The organism is Mesorhizobium sp. ORS 3428, from assembly GCF_001854785.1.
Lineage (GTDB): Bacteria > Pseudomonadota > Alphaproteobacteria > Rhizobiales > Rhizobiaceae > Mesorhizobium.
The window spans coordinates 189,398-210,279 of record NZ_MDFL01000181.1 but is presented as its reverse complement, the minus strand read 5'-3'; the positions used below and the strand labels follow the sequence as shown (position 1 = coordinate 210,279).

General features: G+C 64.1%; 20 protein-coding genes and 1 pseudogene. 8 read left to right on the top strand and 13 right to left on the bottom strand.

Features of this window, described 5'->3' with window-relative positions:
- Nucleotides 1-104 precede the first annotated feature (104 nt).
- The 7 genes from ORS3428_RS30250 to ORS3428_RS30220 all read right to left on the bottom strand — a co-directional run bounded on the left by ORS3428_RS30250 (nucleotide 105) and on the right by ORS3428_RS30220 (nucleotide 8,047).
- Nucleotides 105-1,736 (bottom strand): molecular chaperone GroEL, encoded by a 1,632-nt coding sequence (locus tag ORS3428_RS30250; RefSeq protein WP_071101966.1) that lies wholly within the window; start codon nucleotides 1,734-1,736, stop codon nucleotides 105-107.
- A gap of 58 nt (nucleotides 1,737-1,794) precedes the next feature.
- Nucleotides 1,795-2,607, bottom strand: a complete 813-nt coding sequence (locus tag ORS3428_RS30245) for an iron-sulfur cluster assembly protein (protein WP_071101920.1) — start codon at nucleotides 2,605-2,607, stop codon at nucleotides 1,795-1,797.
- 5 nt (nucleotides 2,608-2,612) lie between these two features.
- Nucleotides 2,613-3,635 (bottom strand): amidohydrolase family protein, encoded by a 1,023-nt coding sequence (locus ORS3428_RS30240; protein ID WP_071101919.1) that lies wholly within the window; start codon nucleotides 3,633-3,635, stop codon nucleotides 2,613-2,615.
- 72 nt (nucleotides 3,636-3,707) lie between these two features.
- Nucleotides 3,708-4,076, bottom strand: coding sequence for an MmoB/DmpM family protein (locus ORS3428_RS30235; RefSeq protein WP_071101918.1), 369 nt, complete (start codon nucleotides 4,074-4,076; stop codon nucleotides 3,708-3,710).
- A gap of 21 nt (nucleotides 4,077-4,097) precedes the next feature.
- Complete coding sequence (locus tag ORS3428_RS30230; protein WP_071101917.1) at nucleotides 4,098-5,156, bottom strand: aromatic/alkene monooxygenase hydroxylase subunit beta; 1,059 nt, start codon at nucleotides 5,154-5,156, stop codon at nucleotides 4,098-4,100.
- 46 nt (nucleotides 5,157-5,202) lie between these two features.
- Nucleotides 5,203-6,270 (bottom strand): NADH:ubiquinone reductase (Na(+)-transporting) subunit F, encoded by a 1,068-nt coding sequence (locus ORS3428_RS30225; protein ID WP_071101916.1) that lies wholly within the window; start codon nucleotides 6,268-6,270, stop codon nucleotides 5,203-5,205.
- A gap of 103 nt (nucleotides 6,271-6,373) precedes the next feature.
- Nucleotides 6,374-8,047 carry an aromatic/alkene/methane monooxygenase hydroxylase/oxygenase subunit alpha gene (locus tag ORS3428_RS30220; RefSeq protein ID WP_201788350.1) on the bottom strand — a complete coding sequence of 558 codons (1,674 nt, stop codon included), beginning with the start codon at nucleotides 8,045-8,047 and terminating at the stop codon, nucleotides 6,374-6,376.
- Nucleotides 8,048-8,604: 557 nt separating this feature from the next.
- Between ORS3428_RS30220 and ORS3428_RS30215 the strand changes: the two genes are divergently transcribed.
- Complete coding sequence (locus ORS3428_RS30215) at nucleotides 8,605-9,072, top strand: hypothetical protein (RefSeq protein WP_071101914.1); 468 nt, start codon at nucleotides 8,605-8,607, stop codon at nucleotides 9,070-9,072.
- 8 nt (nucleotides 9,073-9,080) lie between these two features.
- Here the strand turns inward: ORS3428_RS30215 and ORS3428_RS30210 are convergent, their stop codons facing one another.
- A complete protein-coding gene (locus ORS3428_RS30210) occupies nucleotides 9,081-9,344 on the bottom strand; it encodes a hypothetical protein (RefSeq protein WP_071101913.1) in 264 nt (87 codons plus the stop codon).
- 44 nt (nucleotides 9,345-9,388) lie between these two features.
- On the opposite strand from ORS3428_RS30210, the gene ORS3428_RS30205 reads away from it, so the two are divergent.
- Genes ORS3428_RS30205 through ORS3428_RS30195 form a run of 3 tightly spaced genes read left to right on the top strand, consistent with a single transcriptional unit; the run spans nucleotide 9,389 to nucleotide 11,069 of the window.
- Complete coding sequence (locus tag ORS3428_RS30205) at nucleotides 9,389-9,703, top strand: hypothetical protein (RefSeq protein ID WP_071101912.1); 315 nt, start codon at nucleotides 9,389-9,391, stop codon at nucleotides 9,701-9,703.
- Nucleotides 9,704-9,717: 14 nt separating this feature from the next.
- The gene (locus ORS3428_RS30200) at nucleotides 9,718-10,848 is read left to right on the top strand and encodes a WD40 repeat domain-containing protein (protein WP_071101911.1); all 1,131 of its coding nucleotides are present in this window, start codon (nucleotides 9,718-9,720) and stop codon (nucleotides 10,846-10,848) included.
- Nucleotides 10,845-11,069 (top strand): hypothetical protein, encoded by a 225-nt coding sequence (locus ORS3428_RS30195; RefSeq protein ID WP_244508144.1) that lies wholly within the window; start codon nucleotides 10,845-10,847, stop codon nucleotides 11,067-11,069. The genes ORS3428_RS30200 and ORS3428_RS30195 overlap by 4 nt, the downstream gene beginning before the upstream one ends.
- Nucleotides 11,070-11,116: 47 nt before the next feature.
- Here ORS3428_RS30195 and ORS3428_RS30190 read toward each other — a convergent pair whose 3' ends face one another.
- Both ORS3428_RS30190 and ORS3428_RS30185 read right to left on the bottom strand, forming a co-directional pair.
- Nucleotides 11,117-11,410 carry a ribbon-helix-helix domain-containing protein gene (locus tag ORS3428_RS30190; RefSeq protein ID WP_071101910.1) on the bottom strand — a complete coding sequence of 98 codons (294 nt, stop codon included), beginning with the start codon at nucleotides 11,408-11,410 and terminating at the stop codon, nucleotides 11,117-11,119.
- A 225-nt stretch (nucleotides 11,411-11,635) separates the two neighbouring features.
- Nucleotides 11,636-12,688 (bottom strand): NAD(P)-dependent alcohol dehydrogenase, encoded by a 1,053-nt coding sequence (locus ORS3428_RS30185; protein WP_071101964.1) that lies wholly within the window; start codon nucleotides 12,686-12,688, stop codon nucleotides 11,636-11,638.
- Nucleotides 12,689-12,914: 226 nt separating this feature from the next.
- On the opposite strand from ORS3428_RS30185, the gene ORS3428_RS30180 reads away from it, so the two are divergent.
- Nucleotides 12,915-14,771 carry a sigma-54-dependent Fis family transcriptional regulator gene (locus tag ORS3428_RS30180; protein ID WP_071101909.1) on the top strand — a complete coding sequence of 619 codons (1,857 nt, stop codon included), beginning with the start codon at nucleotides 12,915-12,917 and terminating at the stop codon, nucleotides 14,769-14,771.
- 278 nt (nucleotides 14,772-15,049) lie between these two features.
- Nucleotides 15,050-15,187 (top strand): hypothetical protein, encoded by a 138-nt coding sequence (locus ORS3428_RS33435; protein WP_157896001.1) that lies wholly within the window; start codon nucleotides 15,050-15,052, stop codon nucleotides 15,185-15,187.
- A gap of 140 nt (nucleotides 15,188-15,327) precedes the next feature.
- On the opposite strand, the gene ORS3428_RS30175 is transcribed toward ORS3428_RS33435, so the two are convergent.
- A complete protein-coding gene (locus ORS3428_RS30175; protein ID WP_071101908.1) occupies nucleotides 15,328-16,704 on the bottom strand; it encodes an aspartate aminotransferase family protein in 1,377 nt (458 codons plus the stop codon).
- A 278-nt stretch (nucleotides 16,705-16,982) separates the two neighbouring features.
- Between ORS3428_RS30175 and ORS3428_RS30170 the strand changes: the two are divergent.
- A pseudogene (locus tag ORS3428_RS30170) lies at nucleotides 16,983-18,103 on the top strand (NAD(P)/FAD-dependent oxidoreductase).
- 271 nt (nucleotides 18,104-18,374) lie between these two features.
- Entirely contained in the window at nucleotides 18,375-18,815 is a 441-nt protein-coding gene (locus ORS3428_RS30165; RefSeq protein ID WP_071101907.1) for a hypothetical protein, read from the top strand.
- A gap of 49 nt (nucleotides 18,816-18,864) precedes the next feature.
- Here ORS3428_RS30165 and ORS3428_RS30160 read toward each other — a convergent pair whose 3' ends face one another.
- Together ORS3428_RS30160 and ORS3428_RS30155 are read right to left on the bottom strand one after the other, a co-directional pair.
- Nucleotides 18,865-20,007 (bottom strand): NAD(P)/FAD-dependent oxidoreductase, encoded by a 1,143-nt coding sequence (locus ORS3428_RS30160; RefSeq protein ID WP_071101906.1) that lies wholly within the window; start codon nucleotides 20,005-20,007, stop codon nucleotides 18,865-18,867.
- A 134-nt stretch (nucleotides 20,008-20,141) separates the two neighbouring features.
- Nucleotides 20,142-20,807, bottom strand: a complete 666-nt coding sequence (locus ORS3428_RS30155; RefSeq protein ID WP_071101963.1) for a peroxiredoxin — start codon at nucleotides 20,805-20,807, stop codon at nucleotides 20,142-20,144.
- Nucleotides 20,808-20,882 lie beyond the last annotated feature (75 nt).

The window sequence follows — 20,882 nt, the reverse complement described above, 5'->3', positions numbered from 1 at the left end:
TCCGATGGTTGACGGTGAACCGGCGCGTCAGGCGGCGGGACAATCGCTCAAAAAAAAGGGGGTGAAGACCGAGGTGCGATGCGCCGCGGCCGGTCAATTCCGGGTCACTGACGCCCGAGCTTCTCCGCCCCACCGCCAAGCGCCGGCCCTTCGGTGGGATCCTCGTCTTCGGCCAGATCGCCGACCAGCGTTTCGGTGGTGAGGATGAGCTTGGCRACAGAGGCGGCGTTGCTGAGAGCCGTGCAGGTGACGCGCACCGGGTCGATGATGCCGGCCTCGTACATGTTCTGGAATTCGCCCTTGTCGGCATTGTAGCCGTAGCCGCCGTTGACGCCCGAGATCTTGGCGACCACGGCATCCGCGTCGCCTCCGGCATTGGTGACGATGCGCCACAACGGACGCGAGAGCACGGATTTGACCAGCCGCACGCCTTCGGCGACATCGCCCTCGGCCTTTGCCAGCACCGCGTCGAGCACCGGGGCTATCTGCGCAAGCGCTACCCCGCCACCGGCGACCACGCCCTCCTCCCAGGCTGCACGGACAGCCGAAAGCGAATCCTCGATGAGCTGGATCGTGCGCTTCTGTTCGACCGGCGTGACGCCGCCGGCATAGAGGACCGCCGTGCCGCCGGACAGTTTGGCCAGCCGTTCRCGCAGCTTGTCCTGCTCGACATTCGGCGGCGCGACCTCGTACTGGCGCTGCACCTGGGCGCGACGCGCGGCGATTGCCTCGGGCCTGCCGCCGCCGCGGATGATGGTGGTGTGGGTGGCGCTGGTGCGCACGCGCTCGGCCGAGCCGAGATCCTCCTCCTGGATCTCCTCGAGCCGCCCGCCAAGGTCGCGCGCGATCACGCGGCCACCGGTGAGGATCGCCAGGTCCTCCATCATGGCCTTGCGCCAATGGCCGTATTCCGGCGGATGCACCACGAGGTACTTGCCGGGTCCGTTCTTGCCGAGCAGCGTGACCACGACGTCCGGCGACATCTCCTCCGCAATGATCAGCAGCGGCCTGTTCTGCCTCTCGGCGATGGCCCTTGCGGCATCGAGCGCCTTCGGCTCCTTGATCTTGAGGTCGCTCATCAGGATCAAGGGCCGCTCCAGGACCACTTCCATCTTCTCCTGGTCGGTGACCATGTGGTGTGAGAGATAGCCGCGATCGAAGGACATGCCCTCGACCACGTCCAGCGTCGTGTCCCTGGTGACGCTGAAGTCGGTGGTGATGACGCCGTCGGYGCCGACCCGCTCATAGGCTTCGGCGACCAGCGAACCGAGCCTGGGGTCGGTCGCGGCGATGTTGGCGACGGCCGCCAGGTTGCCGTTGGACCGGGCTGGCTTTGCCGACGCCTTCAGCGCCTCGACCACCCTTGYCACCGCAAGGTCGATGCCCCTCACCAGATCAACGGCCTTGGCGCCGCGCTCGTTGGCTTGCACGCCGTTCTGGACCAGGGCGTTGGCAAGCACGATCGCCGTGGTCGTGCCGTCGCCGGCGACTTCGTTGGTCTRCATGGAGACTTCACGCACGACCTGCGCGCCCATGTTCTCGAACCTGTCGTGCAACTCGATCGAGGCGGCGATCGATACGCCGTCGCGCGTGACGATCGGAGTGCCGATCGGGCGGTCGATCATGGYGTTCATGCCCCGCGGCCCGAGCGTCGGCTCGACGGCAGCGGCAAGTTGGTGGACGCCCCGGGCAAGTRCTCGGCGGGCATGTGAGTTGTGGATCAATAATTTGGGCATGGCTCYTCCTTCCGCCATGGGGCGGCGCTTGTATGCGGCCTCCATTCGGAGGCTGTTTTCAGGTATGTGCCGGGCGGCTCGCGCAATCCCGGGGCGGCACGCGATCCAGGATGAAGTCGACCAGCGTCGGTTCGCCGTCCACCACGTCCAGTTCCTTGTACCGTGTGGTCTTCAGTCCACGGCACAGCGCGCCGTTGAACTCCATGTTGATGCGCACGCTTCTGAGTTCGGCGAGATAGGCGCCGAGCGCCACAGGCGGGATTGGCGACCCCTCCCAGGTGACGAAGACGGGCTCCGTCGGACGCCGCCCGGGCCACCGCAGCAGCAAGGCTTCGCGGTATCGCGGCTTMTGTTTGGCAGTCTCCTCGCCTTCGAGCCTTGCAATGTCGTAGGCAAGCAAGTCCATGCCGAGGATCTCGCGATCGGTCAGGCCATGCCGCCGCAATCCAAGAAGCATTGCCTCCTGGCGCCTCAGATAGGCCTTGCGGGCAAAGGTCTCGCGCAGGCCGGCAATGTCTTCGTCGCCGGCCAGTTCGCCAAAGATCTGGCCGAAGGTCTTCCCGGCTTCGACGCCGCTGTTGACCTCCTCGGCGAACATGTGGTCGTGCAGCCGGATCCGGTAGGCGGGCGACCACGACAGTGCTTCGAGCGCCTGGCGCATGCCGTCCAGCATCAGGAAGGCGAAGTTCGGCGAGCACCAGTAGGTCGGCAAGCGGAAGTCGACCGCCACTGATCCGTCGTCCAGGACCTCTGCCCGCTCGACGAAGCCCATCTCGGTCACCGGCTCGTCGAGTTCGGGATCGTTGACGCCTTCCAGGCTCCGCCAGAGCTCGCTCTGGCGGTCCCCTGGCAGGTCGGCCTRCACGCTCATCGCCGTCACTCCGCCGCGATCTGCAGCGGCGAGTTCCCGAGCGCCGCCTTCTTGGCCTGGACGTCGATGTTGTAGAGCCGTGCCGCGTTGAGGCCGAGGATCTTTTCCTTGATCTCGTCGGTCAGCTGAACGCCCCGCTCGGCCRCAATGTCCTCGGGAATCTGGTAGGCCCAGAACTTCTCGACGAGCCAGCGCGGCGTCCAGATGCCGTAGTCCGATCCGAACAGGAGCTTGTCCGGACCAAGCCAGTAGAGCAGTTCGGCGATCACCTCGCCGAAATAGCGCGGCCGGTTGTGGATGAAGGGGAGGGCAACGGCCAGTCCGCCATAAACGTTGGTTTCCTGCACGGCGACCCAGCAGAAGTCGTCGAGCCTGGGYAGGCCGCAGTGCTCGATGATCCAATTGAGGTTCTGGAAATCCGTGGCGRCATGGTCGACGTCATGGACGTCGAAGGAATCCTTGGCCAGCGGGATGATCGTCGGTCCCTTGTGGACATGGATGTTCTTGATGCCAAGCTTCTCGCAGAGCTCGAAACACCGGTAGGCCTCCGGATCGTTCAGCCGCCAGCCCTTGGAGGCCCCGTTCCATTCGGCCGTGTACATCTTCACGCCCTGAATGTCGTAGGTCTCCTTCATGTAGTGGATGTATTCGAGCGCCTTCTCGCCGTCGCGCGGATCGAAGGAGCCATTGACGATGAAGCGCTCGGGATAGCGTTTCGCCACTTCGGCGTTGCGCTCGATCGTATTGAAGCCGTTCTTGTAGAAATCCTTCAGGTAGGTCGACTGGATGATCGCCACGTCGTCCGGACCGTTGATGAAAAGGTCGCGATAGAGATCGTCGGCGCTGTATTTTTCAAACTTCTCCTTGGGCYAGTATTCCTCTTTCGGGCTGAGGAACGTGTGGTAGCCGTAGAAGCAGTCGATGAACTGCTTGCCGWGGATGTTGCGCTGGTTCTCGGGGCTGYCGTCCCAGAAATGGGTATGGCCGTCGACCACGAAGATTTCCTTGCCTGCCGGTGTGATGAACATGTTTCTGCTCCGCAAGTCGGATTGGTTGGTCGGCGCGCCGCAAGAGCGCGGCGCGCCCGTCTCGGGACGTGCTCAGATGAACTCAAAGACCTCGTCCATGTTGCCGAAGAGGATCACGGTGTTGTCGTCGACGCGGACCATGCGGCCGTAGTGGGTCGACGTGTTCACCTCGAAGATTTCGGCGGTCATCTCGCGGCCGAGATATTCGCTGATCTCGTCCATCTTGAAGATCAGCTTGCCGTGGCCGTCGATGCGGATGAGCGCCGGCTGATAGGTGATGGTGACGCCAGGCTTCTTGCTCATGAACTCGGCGATGGCGCGCGCCTCGACGGAGTCGTTCATGGTGACGCCRCACTGGTCCGAGATCGTCTGCTCGAAGGTGATGTCCTTCATCGACTTGAAGATGTTGTCGTGCGAGGCATCGCGGGCTGCTGTTGACATGTTGGTGTCTCCTGTTTGCGGTTAGCCGTTGAGGCCGAGTTCGCCGAGGATCCTGGCGATGCGCTCCTGGGACTGGGCCCGCACGTCATCRAAGGAAATCGGCTTGGAGTGTGGCGCCGACCAGATCGGCTGCAGGCCCTGCGCGGCCTTGTCGGCAAGCGCGCGATGCTTCTTCAGCCAGCCTTTGAAGAGCTTCTGGTTCGCCGCCGCGTGCTTCTCGTCATGCGCCAGCAGGTAGATGAGGTCGATCGTGTTCGCGAGGTTGCGTTCGTAGTCGGCCTCGGCCGCCGAGATCACCGCCGGCGTGATGAAGTCGTGATTGGCGGCCGCGACCTGCATCAGGAAGCCCGACCGGAACAGCTCGCCCACGAGCGGCTCGAAGACGATGTTGATGGCGAAATACTGCTCCAGATAGTCAGCGGTCCCCATGATCGTCTCGATCGCCTCACGGGTGCCCTGCCAGACGCCGTCCTCGAGCCAGGCCTTCTTGCCGAGCTCGTCGTTCCAGCTGGGGATGTCCATGCCGATCTCGGCGAGGTAGAGGGTTATGTCCTGCGCCAGCCGAAGCTTGTAGGAAGAGTTGGTCAGCGTGGCGTTGTTGATCATCTGGGTGTAGCCGTAGCGCTGCGCCTGCATCAGCGAGGTGCCAAGGCCGAATTCGGCGTGTTTCCAGGCGCCGAGATGCGTCTGGAGGATCTTGACCCAGACCTTGTCGAAGGCCTTCGGAGCAGCCGATTTGCGGCCGTTGGCAATGACGCTCTGCACCATCGTCTCGATCCTCGACTGGCGCTGGTAATGCGTGCGCTCCCACTCCTGGTCGGGCGCGCGGAAGGCATGCCAGTTCGAGCTCTGGGCGGCGGTATTGTCCTTCACGTAGGCGCCCTTGCCGTTGGCGAAGGAAATGATCCAGTCCTGGATCAGGTAGCGCTCCGGATCGGGCTGGACGTCGACGGTGACGTCCTCGTAGTGCGTCGCGCGTTGCCCTCTCGGGTCGAAGTAGCGGTACTTCCGGCTATCGGAGTYGGCGAAGATCGCGGCGCCCGCGGCTCCCGACCCTACTGAACTCGATATGGCTGGCATTTCTCTCTCCCTTGTTGCAGTTGCTGGTGAATCCGCCGCGGCGGTCTCAATGTCCCGGCGTGCCGGCGCCGGAAGACGTGGTGGTGAAGCGATCGAAGAAGATGCGCTCCGCCTCGAAGCCGTTCATGAACAGGACAGGCTGGAGCGCGTCGATCATGGGCKGCGGGCCGCAGGCGTAGACATCGCCCTGCCCGTCGATGGCGAGCTCCTTGAGCTTGGCGTCGACGCGCTCATGCACGAAGCCGCGTTCGCCCTGCCATGAGGCATCGCCGTTGACGTGCGACAGCACCGGAATGAAGCTGAGCTCGGGGTGCTGCCGTTCGATTTCCGCGATGCGGTCCAGGTAGAACAGGTCCTCCTGGGTGCGCGCGCCGTAGAAGAAATAGACCGGCCGTTTTTCGCCGCTGTTTAGGTGGTCGTTGAGGATCGACCAGACCGGCGACATGCCCGAGCCCGCGCCTACGAGGACGATAGGACCTTGGCGGTCCTCGCGTCGGAAGCAGGTTCCATAGGGTCCGACGACGGTAACCTCGGCTCCGGCTCGGATTCCTCCGGAGTCGAGTTCTCCGGAGAACTTTCCTTCGGGATATTTCTTGATGATGAAGGAGAGCTTTTGGGCTTCGTCCGGCGTATTTGCCATGGAGAACGAGCGCGTAATCGTCTCCCCTTTTTCCGTGGTGACCGTGATGTCGACATATTGCCCGGCCCAAAACTTGATCGGGGAGTTGAGCTCGATTTGGATGCCGCGAATGTCGTGCGTCAGCTTCTCGACATTGACGATCCGACCCTTGAAGGTCTTCACCGCGATCGACTTCGACAGCACCTCCTCGTCGTAGTTGAGGAGCTCGACCTCCATGTCGGAATAGGCGATCGACCGGCACAGAAGGATGTGCCCGGTTTCCTTTTCCATGTCGTTGAGCGCGAAGGTCGAATATTTCAGCATGTCGACCTCRCCCTCGCGCAGCACGCATTTGCAGGYCGAGCACTGGCCTTCCTTGCAGCCGTGCGGCAGCGCGATTCCCTGACGGAATGCCGCGTTCAGCACCGTCTCGCCGTTCTCGACCTCGAACTCGACCCCGACCGGCTCAAGACGCACTGTGTGAGCGCCGCTCATCGTTTCTCCTCCCAAAGCTCCGCCATTGCCCGCCCAGTGGGACGGGATCGGCCGTGTCCGCTTGGGATGGAGGCCCCAGCGGGCCTCCATCCGGCAATTGCGATTAGTTGCAGGGGTTGATGGTGAAGCCGGCGCGGTATTCGGCGAGGTGCTTCTCGCGGTCCGCGGGGCTCATCTCGCGCAGCAGCGTCAGCGGCGACTGGAGCGTGTGGCCGCGCACGTCGTCGAGCGTCCACATCTCCTTGTCGTCGAAGCGTAGGTGCGGCTGCGGCACCAGTGTCTTGCCGTCGGACCGGACGAAGTTCAGGTCCTTGATGGCGTCAGCCAGATCCCAGCCGTGGTAGAGCGTCTCCCACTCGCGCTTGCCGCTGAAGCGGCCCATCGCCGGCGTCGGACGGCCCTGGTACTCGTCGRCGAACGCCTCGACCACGGTCCAGCGATCGAGCTCGTGGGCGAAGGTGTAGAGCTTGCCGTCAATCTCGTCGGTGACGATGTCCTCGCGGATGAGGCAGGGCACAAGGCAGGACCAGCAGCGATGCGGGTAGACGTAGCCGACGGCCTCGTTGAACAGCAGCACCTTCTCGCCCTTGTGGCTGAGCTTGTCGTACCACTTCCAGAATTCGCCGAACTGGGCGTACCAGCCCGGATACTTGTGCTCGAACCATTCGAAGTCGGCGTCACGCTGCGCCTCGATGCGCCAGAAGTTCACCGGCCAGCCGACGGCGAAGAACTGCGCCACCTTGTGCACGTAGAACTTTTCGGTGAGGCGCTTCCAGGCGGTCTGGACGTCGTCGTGGTGAATCTTGATGCCGTACTTCTCCAACGGCAGCATGTAGGTCCGGTAGTAATCTTCGAAGATCCACCGGTGCCACATTTCCGCGTAGGACTCCTTGGACTTGTCGCGGTTGGTGGTRCCGTATTCGATGAAGGTGYYGATGGCGGCATCGACGATCRCGTGGTTCTGCCAAAAGGCGTAGCGCAGGTCGCGCTCGAGCAGCAGATGGTTTTCCGGCTCCTTCAGCGCGGCCATCAGCAGCGAGTGGCCGTTGCCGATGTGGCGGCTTTCGTCGGACTGCACCGACAGGAACACGGTCGGAAGCGCRTAGTCGCCGTTGCGGGCGGCTTCCGACGGCATGGCGACGAAGAGCGTGTTGGTGAAGGCAGTTTCGGCGACCACCGTCAGGTACATGCAGGCGGCCGTCATCGTGTCGCCGGTGATGAAGCCCTCACCGAACTGGCGGCCGATCGTCGTGGCGTAGCACTTGCCGAACGCCTCCTCGGTGATGTCGAACCCGGCCGGGTCGATGTAGTTCTCCATGTACCATTTCTTGAGGTTCATCTGGATGGTCGAGTGACGGAACTCGTCGACCATCTGCATTGTGAAGCCGGTGCGCAGGTCCTCGCCAGGGGCAAGGCGCGCCACCATCGCCATGGAACGCGCCGCCGAGATTTCCGGGAACGGGATGATCGCCAGGAACAGCTTCATCCACTCCACCCAGCGCGGCTCGACGTTGCGGAACATGTCGCCGCGCAGCGCCGCGTCGAGAGCGCCGTAGACGCGGTTGTCCTTCTCTTCCTGCATCGGGAAATAGGAGCGCAGCACCTGCTTCATCGGATCGCGCGGCGCCTTGGTGATCTTGTAGTCCGTCGGGAAGGTCATCGCCTCCTGGACGTAGGTCGGGTTCCAACCGAGGTCGGAAATCTTCTTGGTCGCCTCGCCCACGGAAATGCCGCGTTGCGAGGTGATTTTGTTGAGCGTCAAAGACGTCATAGCCATAAGCCTCCACCAGATTAGAGTCCCGGACCCCATGGCCCGGGCGGTCGCGGCACACACCGCCGCCAGTTGCAGATCGAGCGGTCAGGCGATGAGCGCGGTGAGGCGCCCGGCCAACCGTTCAAGTGGATCACGGCAAAGGTGTGCGATGAGACCTCCGGAATGCCTTGGCGCCACGCGCCGCCGCGACCCACACATGCGGTTTTCCGGTCTCCTCCTCCGCTCCTTCGTTCTTGTGRCACCGCGCCTCAGACGCGATGGGCTTCTTATGCAAACCTATCAAGCAAGGGGCGTGCCAATTTGAGGAAAGACCGAAGCATCTGATCACTCGCCGGCAAATCAACCTGTGTGCGCGCCTCAGATGTCGAGGGCGGACAGCCCGGGAACATACAACTGTAAAGAAACGTTACATTCGCAATTTACATTTGTAATATTTGGAAACTAATTCGCTTTTGCAAAATATTACTTAGCAATAGCAGCATAATCATTTATCGACAACTTGCAAAGCCGATCCTATCTTTTGATCGTACGCAAGCCGAAGCGCAGTCCACGGAACGACCATGCCCGGAAAGGAAGACCGCCCTCTACCGAGGYGCAAAGGAGAGGAGGACGTCACCTCCGATCTGGTTCGCCTGATGCCGCGAGATCTGGTGTTCACCATGCGCTTCCTCGGCGAGAGCCAGAACCTGCTGCAGCGGCACTTCCAGACCTTCATGGAAGCGGAGATGGCCRCCGCCGGCATGACGCAGGAAACGCACCCGATGATCCACGCCTTCATCGAGCGGCATGCACTGCTGATGCGCGATTTCGTCTTCTCGGGCGTTGCGCTCACCCGTCAGTTTCGCATCGAGGAGATCGAGCGCCTGATCGGCGACAGCACCTCCCTGCTGCGCGTCGACATCTGGGATCAGCTCAAGGGCCACATCGCGATGGCCGAGCGGCAGTTTCGCAGCCAGGTTCCGGGCCTGCCGCAGCTCCTGTCGAGCTGGGCGGCACCGGCGCCGGAGACACCGCGGGACGATCGTTGAGGACGCCGTCAATGCCGCGAAGCAGAGCCGCCCCATGCTCCGAGGATCGCCGACGGGTCTTCCCGCAACGCCTTGTGCGCGTCGGCCATGAGCGCGACCAGCACGTCTTTCGGCAGGGAATTCAAGGCGGCTTGCGCCGCGCGGACTGCCGTCGCTTCCGTCTCCCGCGCGGCCTCGGCGATCGCCAAGCAGCATGGATGCTGTTGGCCCAGCCGCTTTGCGGCGGCGGCGTGCAACGCTTCGAAGAACGTCCTGCCGGTGGTCTCGAACATCTCAGTTCTCCCTCGACGCCCTGGTTGCAGCAAGGAGGATCGCGATGACGGACGCATCACATGCGCGCACGGAACTGCTGGAGAGGCGCCTGTCGCTCGTAACGGCCTTGTCGGCGCTGAACGCGGAGGCCCTCAAATGGACCCAGTTCCTGGGAGCGATCGAAATGGACATCCTGCGCATGGAACTCGAGCTCGGCCGAGACGGTGCCTCCGAGCAACTGGTGCGAGACTTGCATGGCGCGGAAAGGAGCGCCGACGGGATCCGCAATGCGCTGTCGGACTGCGAGGAGCGCATCGCCGCCGTCGAACAGCAGGTGGACGAGGTCGACCGCCTGCTGGCCGAGGCCGGACGTGAATGAAGGGAGCAGGGAGCATGAACCAGCAGAATGTACGCAACCTGACATTGTTCGATCTTCTCGGCAGAAGCTGGGCGCTGCCATCCGCCGTCGAGGCCCTGCGGTTCAGTGCCGACAGCTCGGTGGCGGCCTTCGCCTGCGCGGACGGCACGATTGCTATCGCCTCGCTCTCCGACCCCGAGCCGCCGGAGTCGCGCGTCAGGGTGAGCGCCGATYTCGGCCAGACGACGATCCGGCCCCGCGAGAAGCCCCCGGCACCGCTCATCGTCACTGAGYGCCTCCGCGACGGCGCGCCCTTGATTGCAGCGTCCGGACAATCGGGTTTCCTCGCCGGAGCGTCGGACGGCAGGATCGTGCGCGTGACCRTGACCGGAGAGGTCAGCAACACGGACATCCGACTGGACGGCGCGGTCGTGGCCCTCGATYATGCCCGGGGGCAAGGCCTGACGGCAGTCAGCGACGGTGCGGACGTCCTTCTTGCGACCGTTTCGGGCGGCACCATCCGCTCGTTGCCGCGACACGGCGGCGGCACAGTCGCCGCGCTCGGCTTTTCTCCCTCCGGCCGGCAGCTTGCCGTGTGCCGCGGCAAAGAGATTTCGATCTGGACACTCGTGGGCGAACCCGCCCTGGCTCGAACGATCCGCCTCCCCCAGCCCCCTGCAGCGGTGCAGTGGAGTGCCGACAGCGAATGGATTGCCTGCCCCCTGGCATCCGGCGGCTTCGGCGTCGCCCGTCTGGCCGATGGGAGGGCGGGCACTGTCAGCGATTTCCCTGCCATGGTGCGCACCGTGTCCTGGAGCGAACGCGCCGATGCGCTGGTTGCCTCCGGCGCGTTCCGGATCGCCGCCTGGTCGATGAAGGTTCCGCCGCTCGACGGCGAGACCAGGGGCGCGCTCGTCACAGGACGTCCAGGACTGGTCATCGTCGAGGCGGTGGCAGGCCATCCGACCCGACCGCTTGCAGCCGCCGGCTTCGCCAACGGTCAGATCGTCGTCGCCCAGATCGGCGAACGCGACGAGCTTTTGGTCAAGCCCTCCGGCGGAACGGTCAGGGCCCTGGCTTGGTCGGCCGATGRCCGTCACCTGGCGGCGGGCACGGCGGACGGAGGCGCCAGCCTCATCACATTTCCCGCTCAGATGTTCAAATGACCGGCGGCAACGATAAGGAGGAAACGATGCAGACACAGCAGACACAGTTGACCCCGGAAGAACTGAGCAAGGACGCATTCTTTCAGCAACTTGCCAGGCTGTCGGAAGAGATGGTGGCCAAGCACGGCAAGGACTTCTCCATGGGCGCGCTCGTGCTCGCGGCCCGCTGGATCGCGGAAAACCGCATCGGCGGCGAAACGCGCGCAGGGAAGCCATCGTGACTGCGCCATGCCGCGGCGCCGCCGCGGCCGGCACACCCGTAGAGGCGTCACGCCGGCGGATGCCGGCGGATAGTCATCTCAGCGCGCTCGCCCTGGTAGATGAGGCAGACCGTGCGCAGGAGCGACGCGAAGTTCGCGACCCCGCCATGCAGGTCCACCGCCTCGTCGTAAAGCGAGGCGACGAGGCGCGATACCGACATGCCCTCGCCAGCCGCAACGGCGTCCAGTATTTCCCAGAACGCCGTTTCCAGCCTGATGCTGGTCGACTGTCCCGAGATGCGCAGCGACCGGCTGGTCTGCCTGAAGCGACGCGGATCCTGCCTGGCCAGGAGCTTGCACATGTCTCCTCCCGGTGTCCTTCTCCGAGCGGCGCGCATCTGGTTGCACGTCGCCCAGACGTTCTTTGCGCGGCTCCAGCTTTCATTGATGCCAGTGGACGGCATGACAGCCTCCTGATGCGCGGAAGCGGCACGAGGCAAGCACCGGCTGCCCCGCGACATGGCTCGGCCTTTCGGGCCTGGCCGGACGGCGATCGCACGACCAGTCCCGGGTCCGCATTCCCCTTGTCAGGGAATGAGCACCGCACGGCCGTGGATCTTGCCGTGGTGAAGGTCGTGGAGCGCCTTATTYGCGTCGGCGAGCCGGTATTCGACCGTCGTCAGGTCGACCAGGCCGCGATCGGCGAGCGCCATGAGTTCGACAAGCTCGGCCCAGGTGCCGACCAGATTGCCGATGATGTTCTTCTCGGTGATGACCATGTCAACGGTCGGAACCTTGATGTCCTCGCCGTAGCCGACGACATAGTAGCTGCCCATCGGTCGCGTCATGGCCAAGCCCCTGGCGGTCGTTCCCTTCTCGCCGACGAAGTCGATGACGGCCTCCGCACCCTGCCCGTCCGTCAGCGCCAGCACGGCCTCGACCTCGTTACCGTCCGCCTTGACCAGCTTGTCTGCGCCGATGCGCCCGGCGAGCGCCAGCGAGTCGTCCGACTTGTCCACGACGATCACGTCCGCCGCGCACATCGCCTTGAGGCACTGGATGCCGATGTGCCCCAGCCCGCCTGCTCCGATCACCACGCAGCTTTCGCCGGGCAGCAGGTGGCGGCTCGCCTTCTTGGCCGCGCGATAGGCCGTCAGGCCGGCATCCGCATAAGGCGCGACATCCTTCGGCGCGAGCGTCTTCGGCAGCGGCACGATGTTGCGCTCGGACGTGCAAAGATACTGGGCGTAGCCGCCGTTGCAGTCGAGCCCCGGAAACTTTCCCGGACCATGCATGTCGAAACCGCGGCGRCACGCGAGGCAGGTGCCGCCCGAGATTTTCGGATGGACGATGACCGGGTCCCCGACCTTGATGCCTTCGACTTCCTTGCCGATCGCCTCGACCCAACCGGCGTTCTCGTGGCCCATGATCAGCGGCAGCAGCGCGTCTCCGGTCGGATCCATGTGTGGGCGCCACACGCCCTCGATGATGTGCAGATCCGTCCGGCACACGCCGGCGCCACCGATGCGCACGATCACGTCCGTGGACTTGGTGATTTTCGGGTCCGGGACCTCCTGCTGGGAGACCCATTCGCTCCCGGTCAGGCTGTCGTCATATCTGGTGAGAACCTGGGCTTTCATGATTGTTTCCTCCGTGGGCCCCAGCGTTATGCAGGCCCTCGGCCACCAGAGCAGCAACCCTCGTGCCAGATTACAAATGGCAATGAAATCAGTTGGTTGGAATTCCGAATCCGGAGTGCGCCTGTCCACCGGCTGAACGGTTCCAGGCGCACGCCGTTCAGTTTCCCGCCAAGCCCAACTCGATGTCGCGGCGCGTCCTACGTGGGCGCGGCGCAGTGGAGGAATCATGCTGCCGCTGTCCGGAATTGACCGCGCTCGCCAGGCCCTCGAACGGGGAGACCGGCTGCCGGGCGGGACGCTGCCGGCAGCCATAGCCGAGAGCTGGCAGCGCTGCCGCGATCTCGGGCTCGACCCCCGCTCGGTCCCGAACGCAGAGGTGATCGCCTTTGCCGAGGTGACCCGCAAGCGCGAGCAGGTAGCGGCACTGCGGCGCCTGGCGCTTGCCGAGATGAAGCTGCTCCATTCCCAGATCGCCGGGTCGAACTTCATCATCGCGCTCGGCGATGCGGAAGGCGTGGTGCTGGACACGATCAGCGACCAGCATTTCGCCGAGAGCGCGGCGGGCCGATCCATCATTCCCGGAAGCCTGTGGAGCGAGGCCCGGCACGGAACCAATGCGCTCGGCCTGGCCGCCGCGGGCAAGCAGGCATCCGCCGTCTACGGGCGCGAGYACTACTTCGCCTGCCATGGCCATTTGAGCTGCATGGCAGCACCCATCCTCGATTCCAACGGGCGCATCCTCGGCCTTCTCGACGCATCCTGCTCCAATGAAGCCCGCCAGCAGCATACGCACGCATTGGTGCGCATGGCGGCAGCCCAGATCGAGAACGGCCTGATCTTCCAGGAACGCTCGCAATGCTTCATCCTGGCGTTTCACCCCCGCGCCGAATATTTGGACACGCTTTCGGCCGGCCTGGTGGCGGTTTCGCCCGACGGCGAGGTCGTTTCGCTCAACAGGCCTGGCACCTCGTTGCTTGCCGGTCTCCCGGCGGCGGCCGGCAGCCATTTTGACCAGTTGTTCGAGACGGGCTTCGAGGCGACCATCAGCGGCCTGCTGAACGGCGGCGTGACCTCCATCCGCGACCGGGCCGGCAGCGGCGTCTTCATGGTGTGTCGGCAGATAGCCCCGCGCGGCGCCAGACCACCGGTGCGCCGGTCCGGGGCTAACACTGCAACTCGAGACGACCACGCACCCGCTTTCGTGTGCGAGGACCGCGCCCTGAAGCGCGCCGTGGCCGAGATCGCCCGGGCTGCCGCATTGYGCATGCCGATCCATATCACCGGCGAGACGGGAACCGGTAAGGAATTGATGGCGCGGCACGTCCACTCGGTGAGTGGCAGGAAAGGCGAGTTCGTCGCCGTGAATTGCGGCGCGGTGCCGGAACAGCTTTTCATCGCGGAGATCTTCGGACATGAGCGCGGCGCCTATACCAACGCCCGGAACGAGGGCGCGCCCGGCCTCGCGCGTCTCGCCGACAGGGGCACGTTGTTYCTTGACGAGGTCGCCGACATCCCGCTGCCTGCCCAGACCGCTTTGCTGCGCTTCCTCGATTCGATGGAAGTCCGAGCGGTCGGCGGGCAGCACACACACAGGGTGGATGTRCAGATCGTGTCGGCCACGAACCGCGATCTTGGCGAAATGGTTGCGGCGCGAAGCTTCCGCGCCGACCTGCTCTACCGCCTCAACGCCTTCACGCTGCATCTGCCGCCGTTGGCGGCACGTTCCGATTTCGCGCTGATCGTGCAGCACCTGATGCGCAAGCTCGCGCCGGACGCGGCAATCACGGATGCGGCGATCGCGGTGCTGTCGCGCCGCAAGTGGCCCGGCAACATCCGAGAGCTCCAGGCGGYGCTGCAACGCGCGCTTGTCCGCAGCGTAGACTTCGTGGACGAAGGATCGTTCGAAGATTTCTCATACCCTGACGATCAGGACTGTTGCGCCGCCTGCCGCGGACACCCGCTCGATGAGAGCAGGTGCCGCGAAATTCGCCGCACCTATCGCGATGCGTTCGAAAATATTTCGGAAACCGCCCGCCGGCTCGGCCTTTCGCGGACGACCGTCTACAAGCATCTCGACCTGTGACCGGCGATTCCGGTGYTCGATCCCGGCCGSATGGTGCAGCGGCGGCGGTCAGCGGGGGCGCCGGCGCGGTCGCGGTCGTCGAGCATCTCCGACGTTTGCACCCCAAACTCCCACAGTATCAGATGCCCCGTTTTCCCTCGCGAAGGAAAACCCCAAGCGGATAGGCGCCGCGCGCGGGCTTAACATGCTTGGCAACGCGCTCGTATTATATTAGCACTTGCTTGTATTCTAGGCGCCGCAGGAGGATAATAGCGCTCGGAACTTTGAGGGAGGTTCCGATGCGTACAACCTTGTTTGTGGTCGCGCTGATTGCTGGTTTCATCTTGTGGGACCACTTTGCGAACGACAGCACCTTTACCGCCAATATCGAGCGCAGCTTCAGACAGGCGGCTGYGGATATGCCGGGTGGAGGATGAAGCGTTCGACGAAGCTTTGCGGGCTATGCCCTCGGAAACGCCGCCGTCGGCGCTGTGAAGCCTGCATCGAACCCGCAGGCGGTTCGCCGGTCCGAGAAATTTCGTCCTGTTTGGTCCGACGGCGCGCAGGTCGGTATGGTTCAGACCTGCGCCCGGACCTGCGGCAGCGCGGCGTCGAGCGATCGCTCAAAGGCATCGACGAGCGCGTCGATTTGGGCCTCGGTGATGATCAGCGGCGGGCAGAAGGCGATAGCGTCGCCCATGTTGCGCGAGATCACGCCGTTCTGCTGCAGCAGGCCGTTGACCAGGGCGCCGAGCGCAGCAGGCTTGCCCCAGGGCGCCTTGCCGGCCTTGTCGGCGACCAGTTCGACGGCGGCGATCAGGCCGACGCCGCGCACCTCGCCGACCAGCGGATGCGAGGCCAGCTTGAGCAGCCGGGCCTGCAAATGCGCACCGACCTTGCGCGCATTGTCGATGAGGTCGCGTTCCTCGATCAGCTTGATGTTCTCCAGCGCGACGGCCGCAGCGACCGGATGGCCGCCACCAGTGAAGCCATGGCCGAAAGTGCCGATGCGGTCGCTTTCGTCGGCAATCGGCTCGAACACATGATCGTTGATCAGCAGCGCCGAGATCGGCAGGTAGGACGACGAGATCTGCTTCGACAGCACCATGATGTCGGGCTTGATACCGAAGGTTTGCGAGCCGAACATCTCGCCGGTGCGGCCGAAGCCGCAGATCACCTCGTCGGCTACCAGCAGGATGCCGTATTTCGACAGCACTGCCTGGATCTTTTCCCAGTAGCCGGCTGGCGGCACGATGACGCCGCCGGCGCCCATGATCGGCTCGCCGACGAAGGCTGCGATGGTCTCCGGCCCCTCGGCGAGAATCAGCTTCTCGAGGTCGTCGGCGAGACGACTGGAGAACTGCTCCTCGCTTTCGCCGGGCGCGCCATYGCGCCAATGATGCGGGGTCGAGGTGTGCAGGATGTTGGCGATCGGCAGGTCGAAGGAGAGATGATTGTTAGGCAGGCCGGTGAGGCTCGCCGAAGCGATGGTGACGCCGTGGTAGCCGCGCTTGCGGCTGATGATCTTCTTGCGCGCCGGCTGGCCGAGCGCGTTCGACCGGTACCAGATCATCTTGATCGCCGTATCGTTGGCCTCGGAACCGGAATTGGTGAAATAGGCCTTGCTCWTCGGCACCGGCGCCATCTGCACCAGCTTCTCCGCCAGGTCGATCAGCGGCGAATGCGCCTTTGAGCCGAAGTCGTGATAGAAGGGCAGCTTCGACATCTGCCGCGTGGCCGCCTCGACCAGCCGCTTTTCCGAGAAGCMGACGGCGGCGCTCCACAGGCCCGCCATCGCCTCGATGTAGCGGTTGCCGGCGATATCCTCGACATAGACGCCGTCGCCCTTCTCGATCACCAGCGGACCCGTTTCCTGATGCTTGCGGGCATTGGTGTAGGCATGCAGGTGGTAGCGGATATCGCGGGCTTCAGGGGAATTCGGTCTGTTGTCCATGATGGCTCCTGTCTGCGGGCGCGCAAGCGAAGATTGCACCGTCTCGCTTGTTGAGAATCTTGGGCTRCGCCTTGCGTTCGGCCGTTTGATGCCTGATCGCGAAACCTGCTTGCAAGAGCCGCCGTGTCACGATCGATAGCGCCATGCGATCTGAACCTCTGCCGAGACCAAACCCAACACCCAGGCCGCGGCACATAAACGCCGACACTGATGAACACGGGCGATATGATCCTCGAAGAAACTGTGGCGCGCCGCTGGCGTAACCGAAYGGACAGGGCATGGAACAGGTCGATTGCGTAATTGCCGGCGCCGGCGTCATCGGTCTCGCGGTCGCGCGCAGCATGGCGGCCCAGGGCCTCGACACGCTCATCCTCGAAGCGGYGGACGCCATCGGCACTGAAACGAGTTCGCGCAATTCGGAAGTCATCCATGCCGGCATCTATTATCCCGAGGGCTCGCTCAAGGCGCAGCTCTGCGTTGCCGGGCGCGACATGCTTTACCGCTACTGCGCCGAGCGCTCGATCCCGCACCGCCGCTCGGGCAAGCTGATCGTCGCGACCGACGAAGCTCAGGAGCCGGTGCTCGCCACGATCCGCGCCAATGCCGCCGCCTGCGGCGTCGAAGATTTGCGCTTCCTCTCTACCGCCGAAGCGCAGGCGCTGGAACCGGCGCTGCATTGCACGAAGGCGCTGCTTTCGCCTTCCACCGGGATCATCGACAGCCATGCCTTGATGCTGACCTTGCTCGGCGATGCCGAGCAAAGCGGCGCGATGCTGTCGCTCAACACGCGCATCGTTTCAGGCCGTATCGAGGCCGGCAAAATCGTGCTCCAGACGACCGACACGGCAAGCGGCGAAGCTTTCGAGATCGCCACATCGCGGCTGGTCAACGCTGCCGGCCTCGGCGCGGTGGCATTGGCCGGCTCGCTCGACGGTTACGCCCGCCAGTTCCTGCCCACGCTCCGCTACGCAAAAGGCAATTACTTCTCGGTAGCAGGCCGCGCGCCCTTTTCGCGGCTCGTCTACCCCGTGCCTGAGCCGGGCGGGCTCGGCGTCCATCTGACGCTTGACCTTGGCGGAACTGCTCGTTTCGGGCCCGACGTCGAATGGACCGAAACGCTCGACTCCGCGTCGATCCGGCGCGCGGCGAACGCTTCTACGCTGCGATCCGCAAATATTGGCCGGAGCTGGCCGACGGCAGCCTGCAGCCGGCCTATAGCGGTATCCGGCCGAAACTCTCCGGCCCGGGCCAAGCCAACAGCGACTTCGTCATTCAGGATGCCTCAACCCACGGCATTGCTGGGCTCGTCAATCTGTTCGGCATCGAAAGCCCTGGGCTGACCTCCAGCCTGGCGATCGCCGAGCATGTAACGCGCATCCTTGCGCCGTGGGCCAAGTAAAGGACGCCGCAGCACGGCAAGCTTCGACATGGATGCGCGAGCTGATCGGCGCGCGCTGCTGGACGAGCGATCATCCGGCTGCGCGGCGGCTAGCCGAACTGGCCGGACCGCCGCCGGCATTTCGATCTCAAGCCGCATGCCGATGGGTCTGGCGACGGCGATCACGGGATTGTGAATTGCGTTTGCTCGCATCGGGCCGCTGGCGGATTTGCTTTGCTTGGTGATCCCCGATCGATAGGGCAAACTGCCTACTGGGCTGTCAGGAGGCGAAATGAGAGCACGCGCAGCGACGGTCGGAGACCTCGAGGATGTTTTCCGCGACCTGTCCAAGCGAATGTCGGACGAATACCTGGCGGCTGGCAAGGACAGCAAGACCGCCTACGACAATCTGATGATGAACCTGAAGGAAGGCCGCGCGCACGCGCTCGTCCAGGGCGACAAGGCGGTCGCCATCATCGCCTGGYATGAGCACAGCGACGCGGCCGACACGCTGTTTGCCRCACGGGAGGACTTCTTCAGCGCGGCGACCGTCCGCTTCTGCAAGCGCCACATCCGCCATATCCAGGYGCTCGCCGGCAACCTTCCGGTCCACTCGCGCAGCTGGCTGCATGGACCGGACGTCGCAAGATGGTTCCGGGTGATCGGCTATGTCGACCGGGGCCGGGAGAACGGTGCCACCCTGTTCGAGCTGCCGCCGGCTCGCGGCGCCTAAGGGCCATGCACGGTCCAAAGCCCTAGCCAGAACGCTTCTCAATCGCCGCTCACAGCCCGAACCAGCGCGAACGCCGGCTGGACCCGAATATCTCCTTGTCGGCGCGAAGCGCCAGCGAAGGCTCATAGTAGTTGCCAGTCGGCGCAGGGCCTGAAAAGAAATCGACCTCGACCTTGCCGATGCGGCCGCCGCCAAATTCGATGTAACAGGTGCCGAAGCCGTCATAGAGCGTGCCGCTGCCGGTCTGGCGCAGCTTTGCGATAAGCGCGGTGGCCACCGCCCGTGCTGCACCCTCGGCGAACACACCGGCCTTGGGCGTGCCGGTGTTGGCGCCGTCACCGACGGCGTAGACGTTCTCGTACTTCGTTTCGAGCGTGCGCGGGTTGACCGGGATCCAGCCATTCTCCGACATGCCGCTTTCCAGCACCACCGGCGGCACGCGGTGCTTGGGAACGCCTAGGAAAAGATCGAAGGGCATTTCCCTGCCATCGTCGAGCACGGCCACATTACGCGCGTTGTCGACGGAAGCGACGCGACGGCTCGGGATGAACTTGATGTCGCGCTCGGCGAAGGCCGCAAGCAGCGCCCGCGAGGTGTCGGGCGACGGCGGTACAGGACTGCCGAGCGGGAGCACCAGCGATATCTCGCAGGCCTCGCGCACGCCTTGCCTCACCAGATAGTCATGCAGCATCAGTACGCATTCGCTGGGCGCAGGCGGGCATTTGTAGGGCGCGCCGCAGACGCCGACCATCGCCCTGYCCTTCTTGAAGGCCGGCAGCACCTCGCGCAGTCGGTCCRCGCCCGCAACGGTATAGAACTCATTGGTTCCCGACAGCCCGGGCGTGGCGTCGAAATCATATTCGGCGCCAAGCGCCACGATCAGATAATCGGCATCGAATACACCGCCATCGGTGGTGACCCGGCGCTTCTCCGGATCGATCGCGGTGATGGTGCGCTTCAGCAGGCGCACGCCTGGCTTAGCGTAGCGGTTGTAGGGCAGGCGCACAGTCTCCAGAGCCTTCAGGCCGAACATCACGTCGAGTTTGGAAAAGCCGAAGACGAAGGYTTCGCTTCCGTCGATAAGCGTGACGTCGATGCTGTCGCCCATCGCCTCGGAAAGCAGCGTCGTCARTTCCAGGCCGCCGAAGCCTGCTCCCAAAACGACGATGCGCGGTTTTTCTGCAGTGCTCATCTCGGTTCCCCACGTCTTTGCGCCATGCCGAGGCGCCGATTGAATTTGCTCGTTTGCCTTTAACTGGCGGCGAGGACGCGTCTCTCCCGACCTCGCCGCCGATGCCCGCCACTCAAACCTCGACGCCTGGCCTGTCAGGTCAGGACAGGCTGCGGCACGACGCGGATATAGGGTTTCGGTTCCTTCCAGCCCTGCGGATAGAGCTGCTTTGCTTCATCGTTCGACACCGAACCCGCGATGATCACGTCGTCGCCGGGCTTCCAGTTGACCGGTGTCGCCAAGCGATGTTTCGCCGTCAGTTGCAGGGAGTCCACCACACGCAGCACCTCGTCGAAGTTGCGGCCCGTCGTCATCGGGTAGGATATGACAAGCTTGATCTTCTTGTCCGGGCCGATGACGTAGACATTGCGCACTGTCTGGTTGTCGGCGGCGRTGCGGCCGTCGGCGCTGTTACCGGCCGAAGCCGGCAGCATGTCGTAGAGTTGCGAGWTGGCGAGCGTCGGGTCGCCGATCATCGGGAAGTTCGGCGCCATGCCTTGAGTCTCGGCGATGTCCTTGGCCCAGTCGGCATGCTTCTCGACCGGGTCGACGGACAGGCCGATGACTTTCACACCGCGCTTGTCGAACTCGGGCTTGAGATGCGCCATGTAGCCGAGCTCGGTGGTGCATACGGGCGTGTAGTCCTTGGGATGCGAGAACAGGATGCCCCAGTCCTTGCCCAACCATTCGTGGAAGGAGATCGGGCCTGCCGTGGTGTCGGCAGTGAAGTCGGGGGCGATGTCTGCGATACGGAGTGACATGGTCATTTCCTTTTCCGGTTGGAATTCGATTGCGGGCGCACATTAGGAAATCTATGTTCCGCCAGCGTTCCCCGA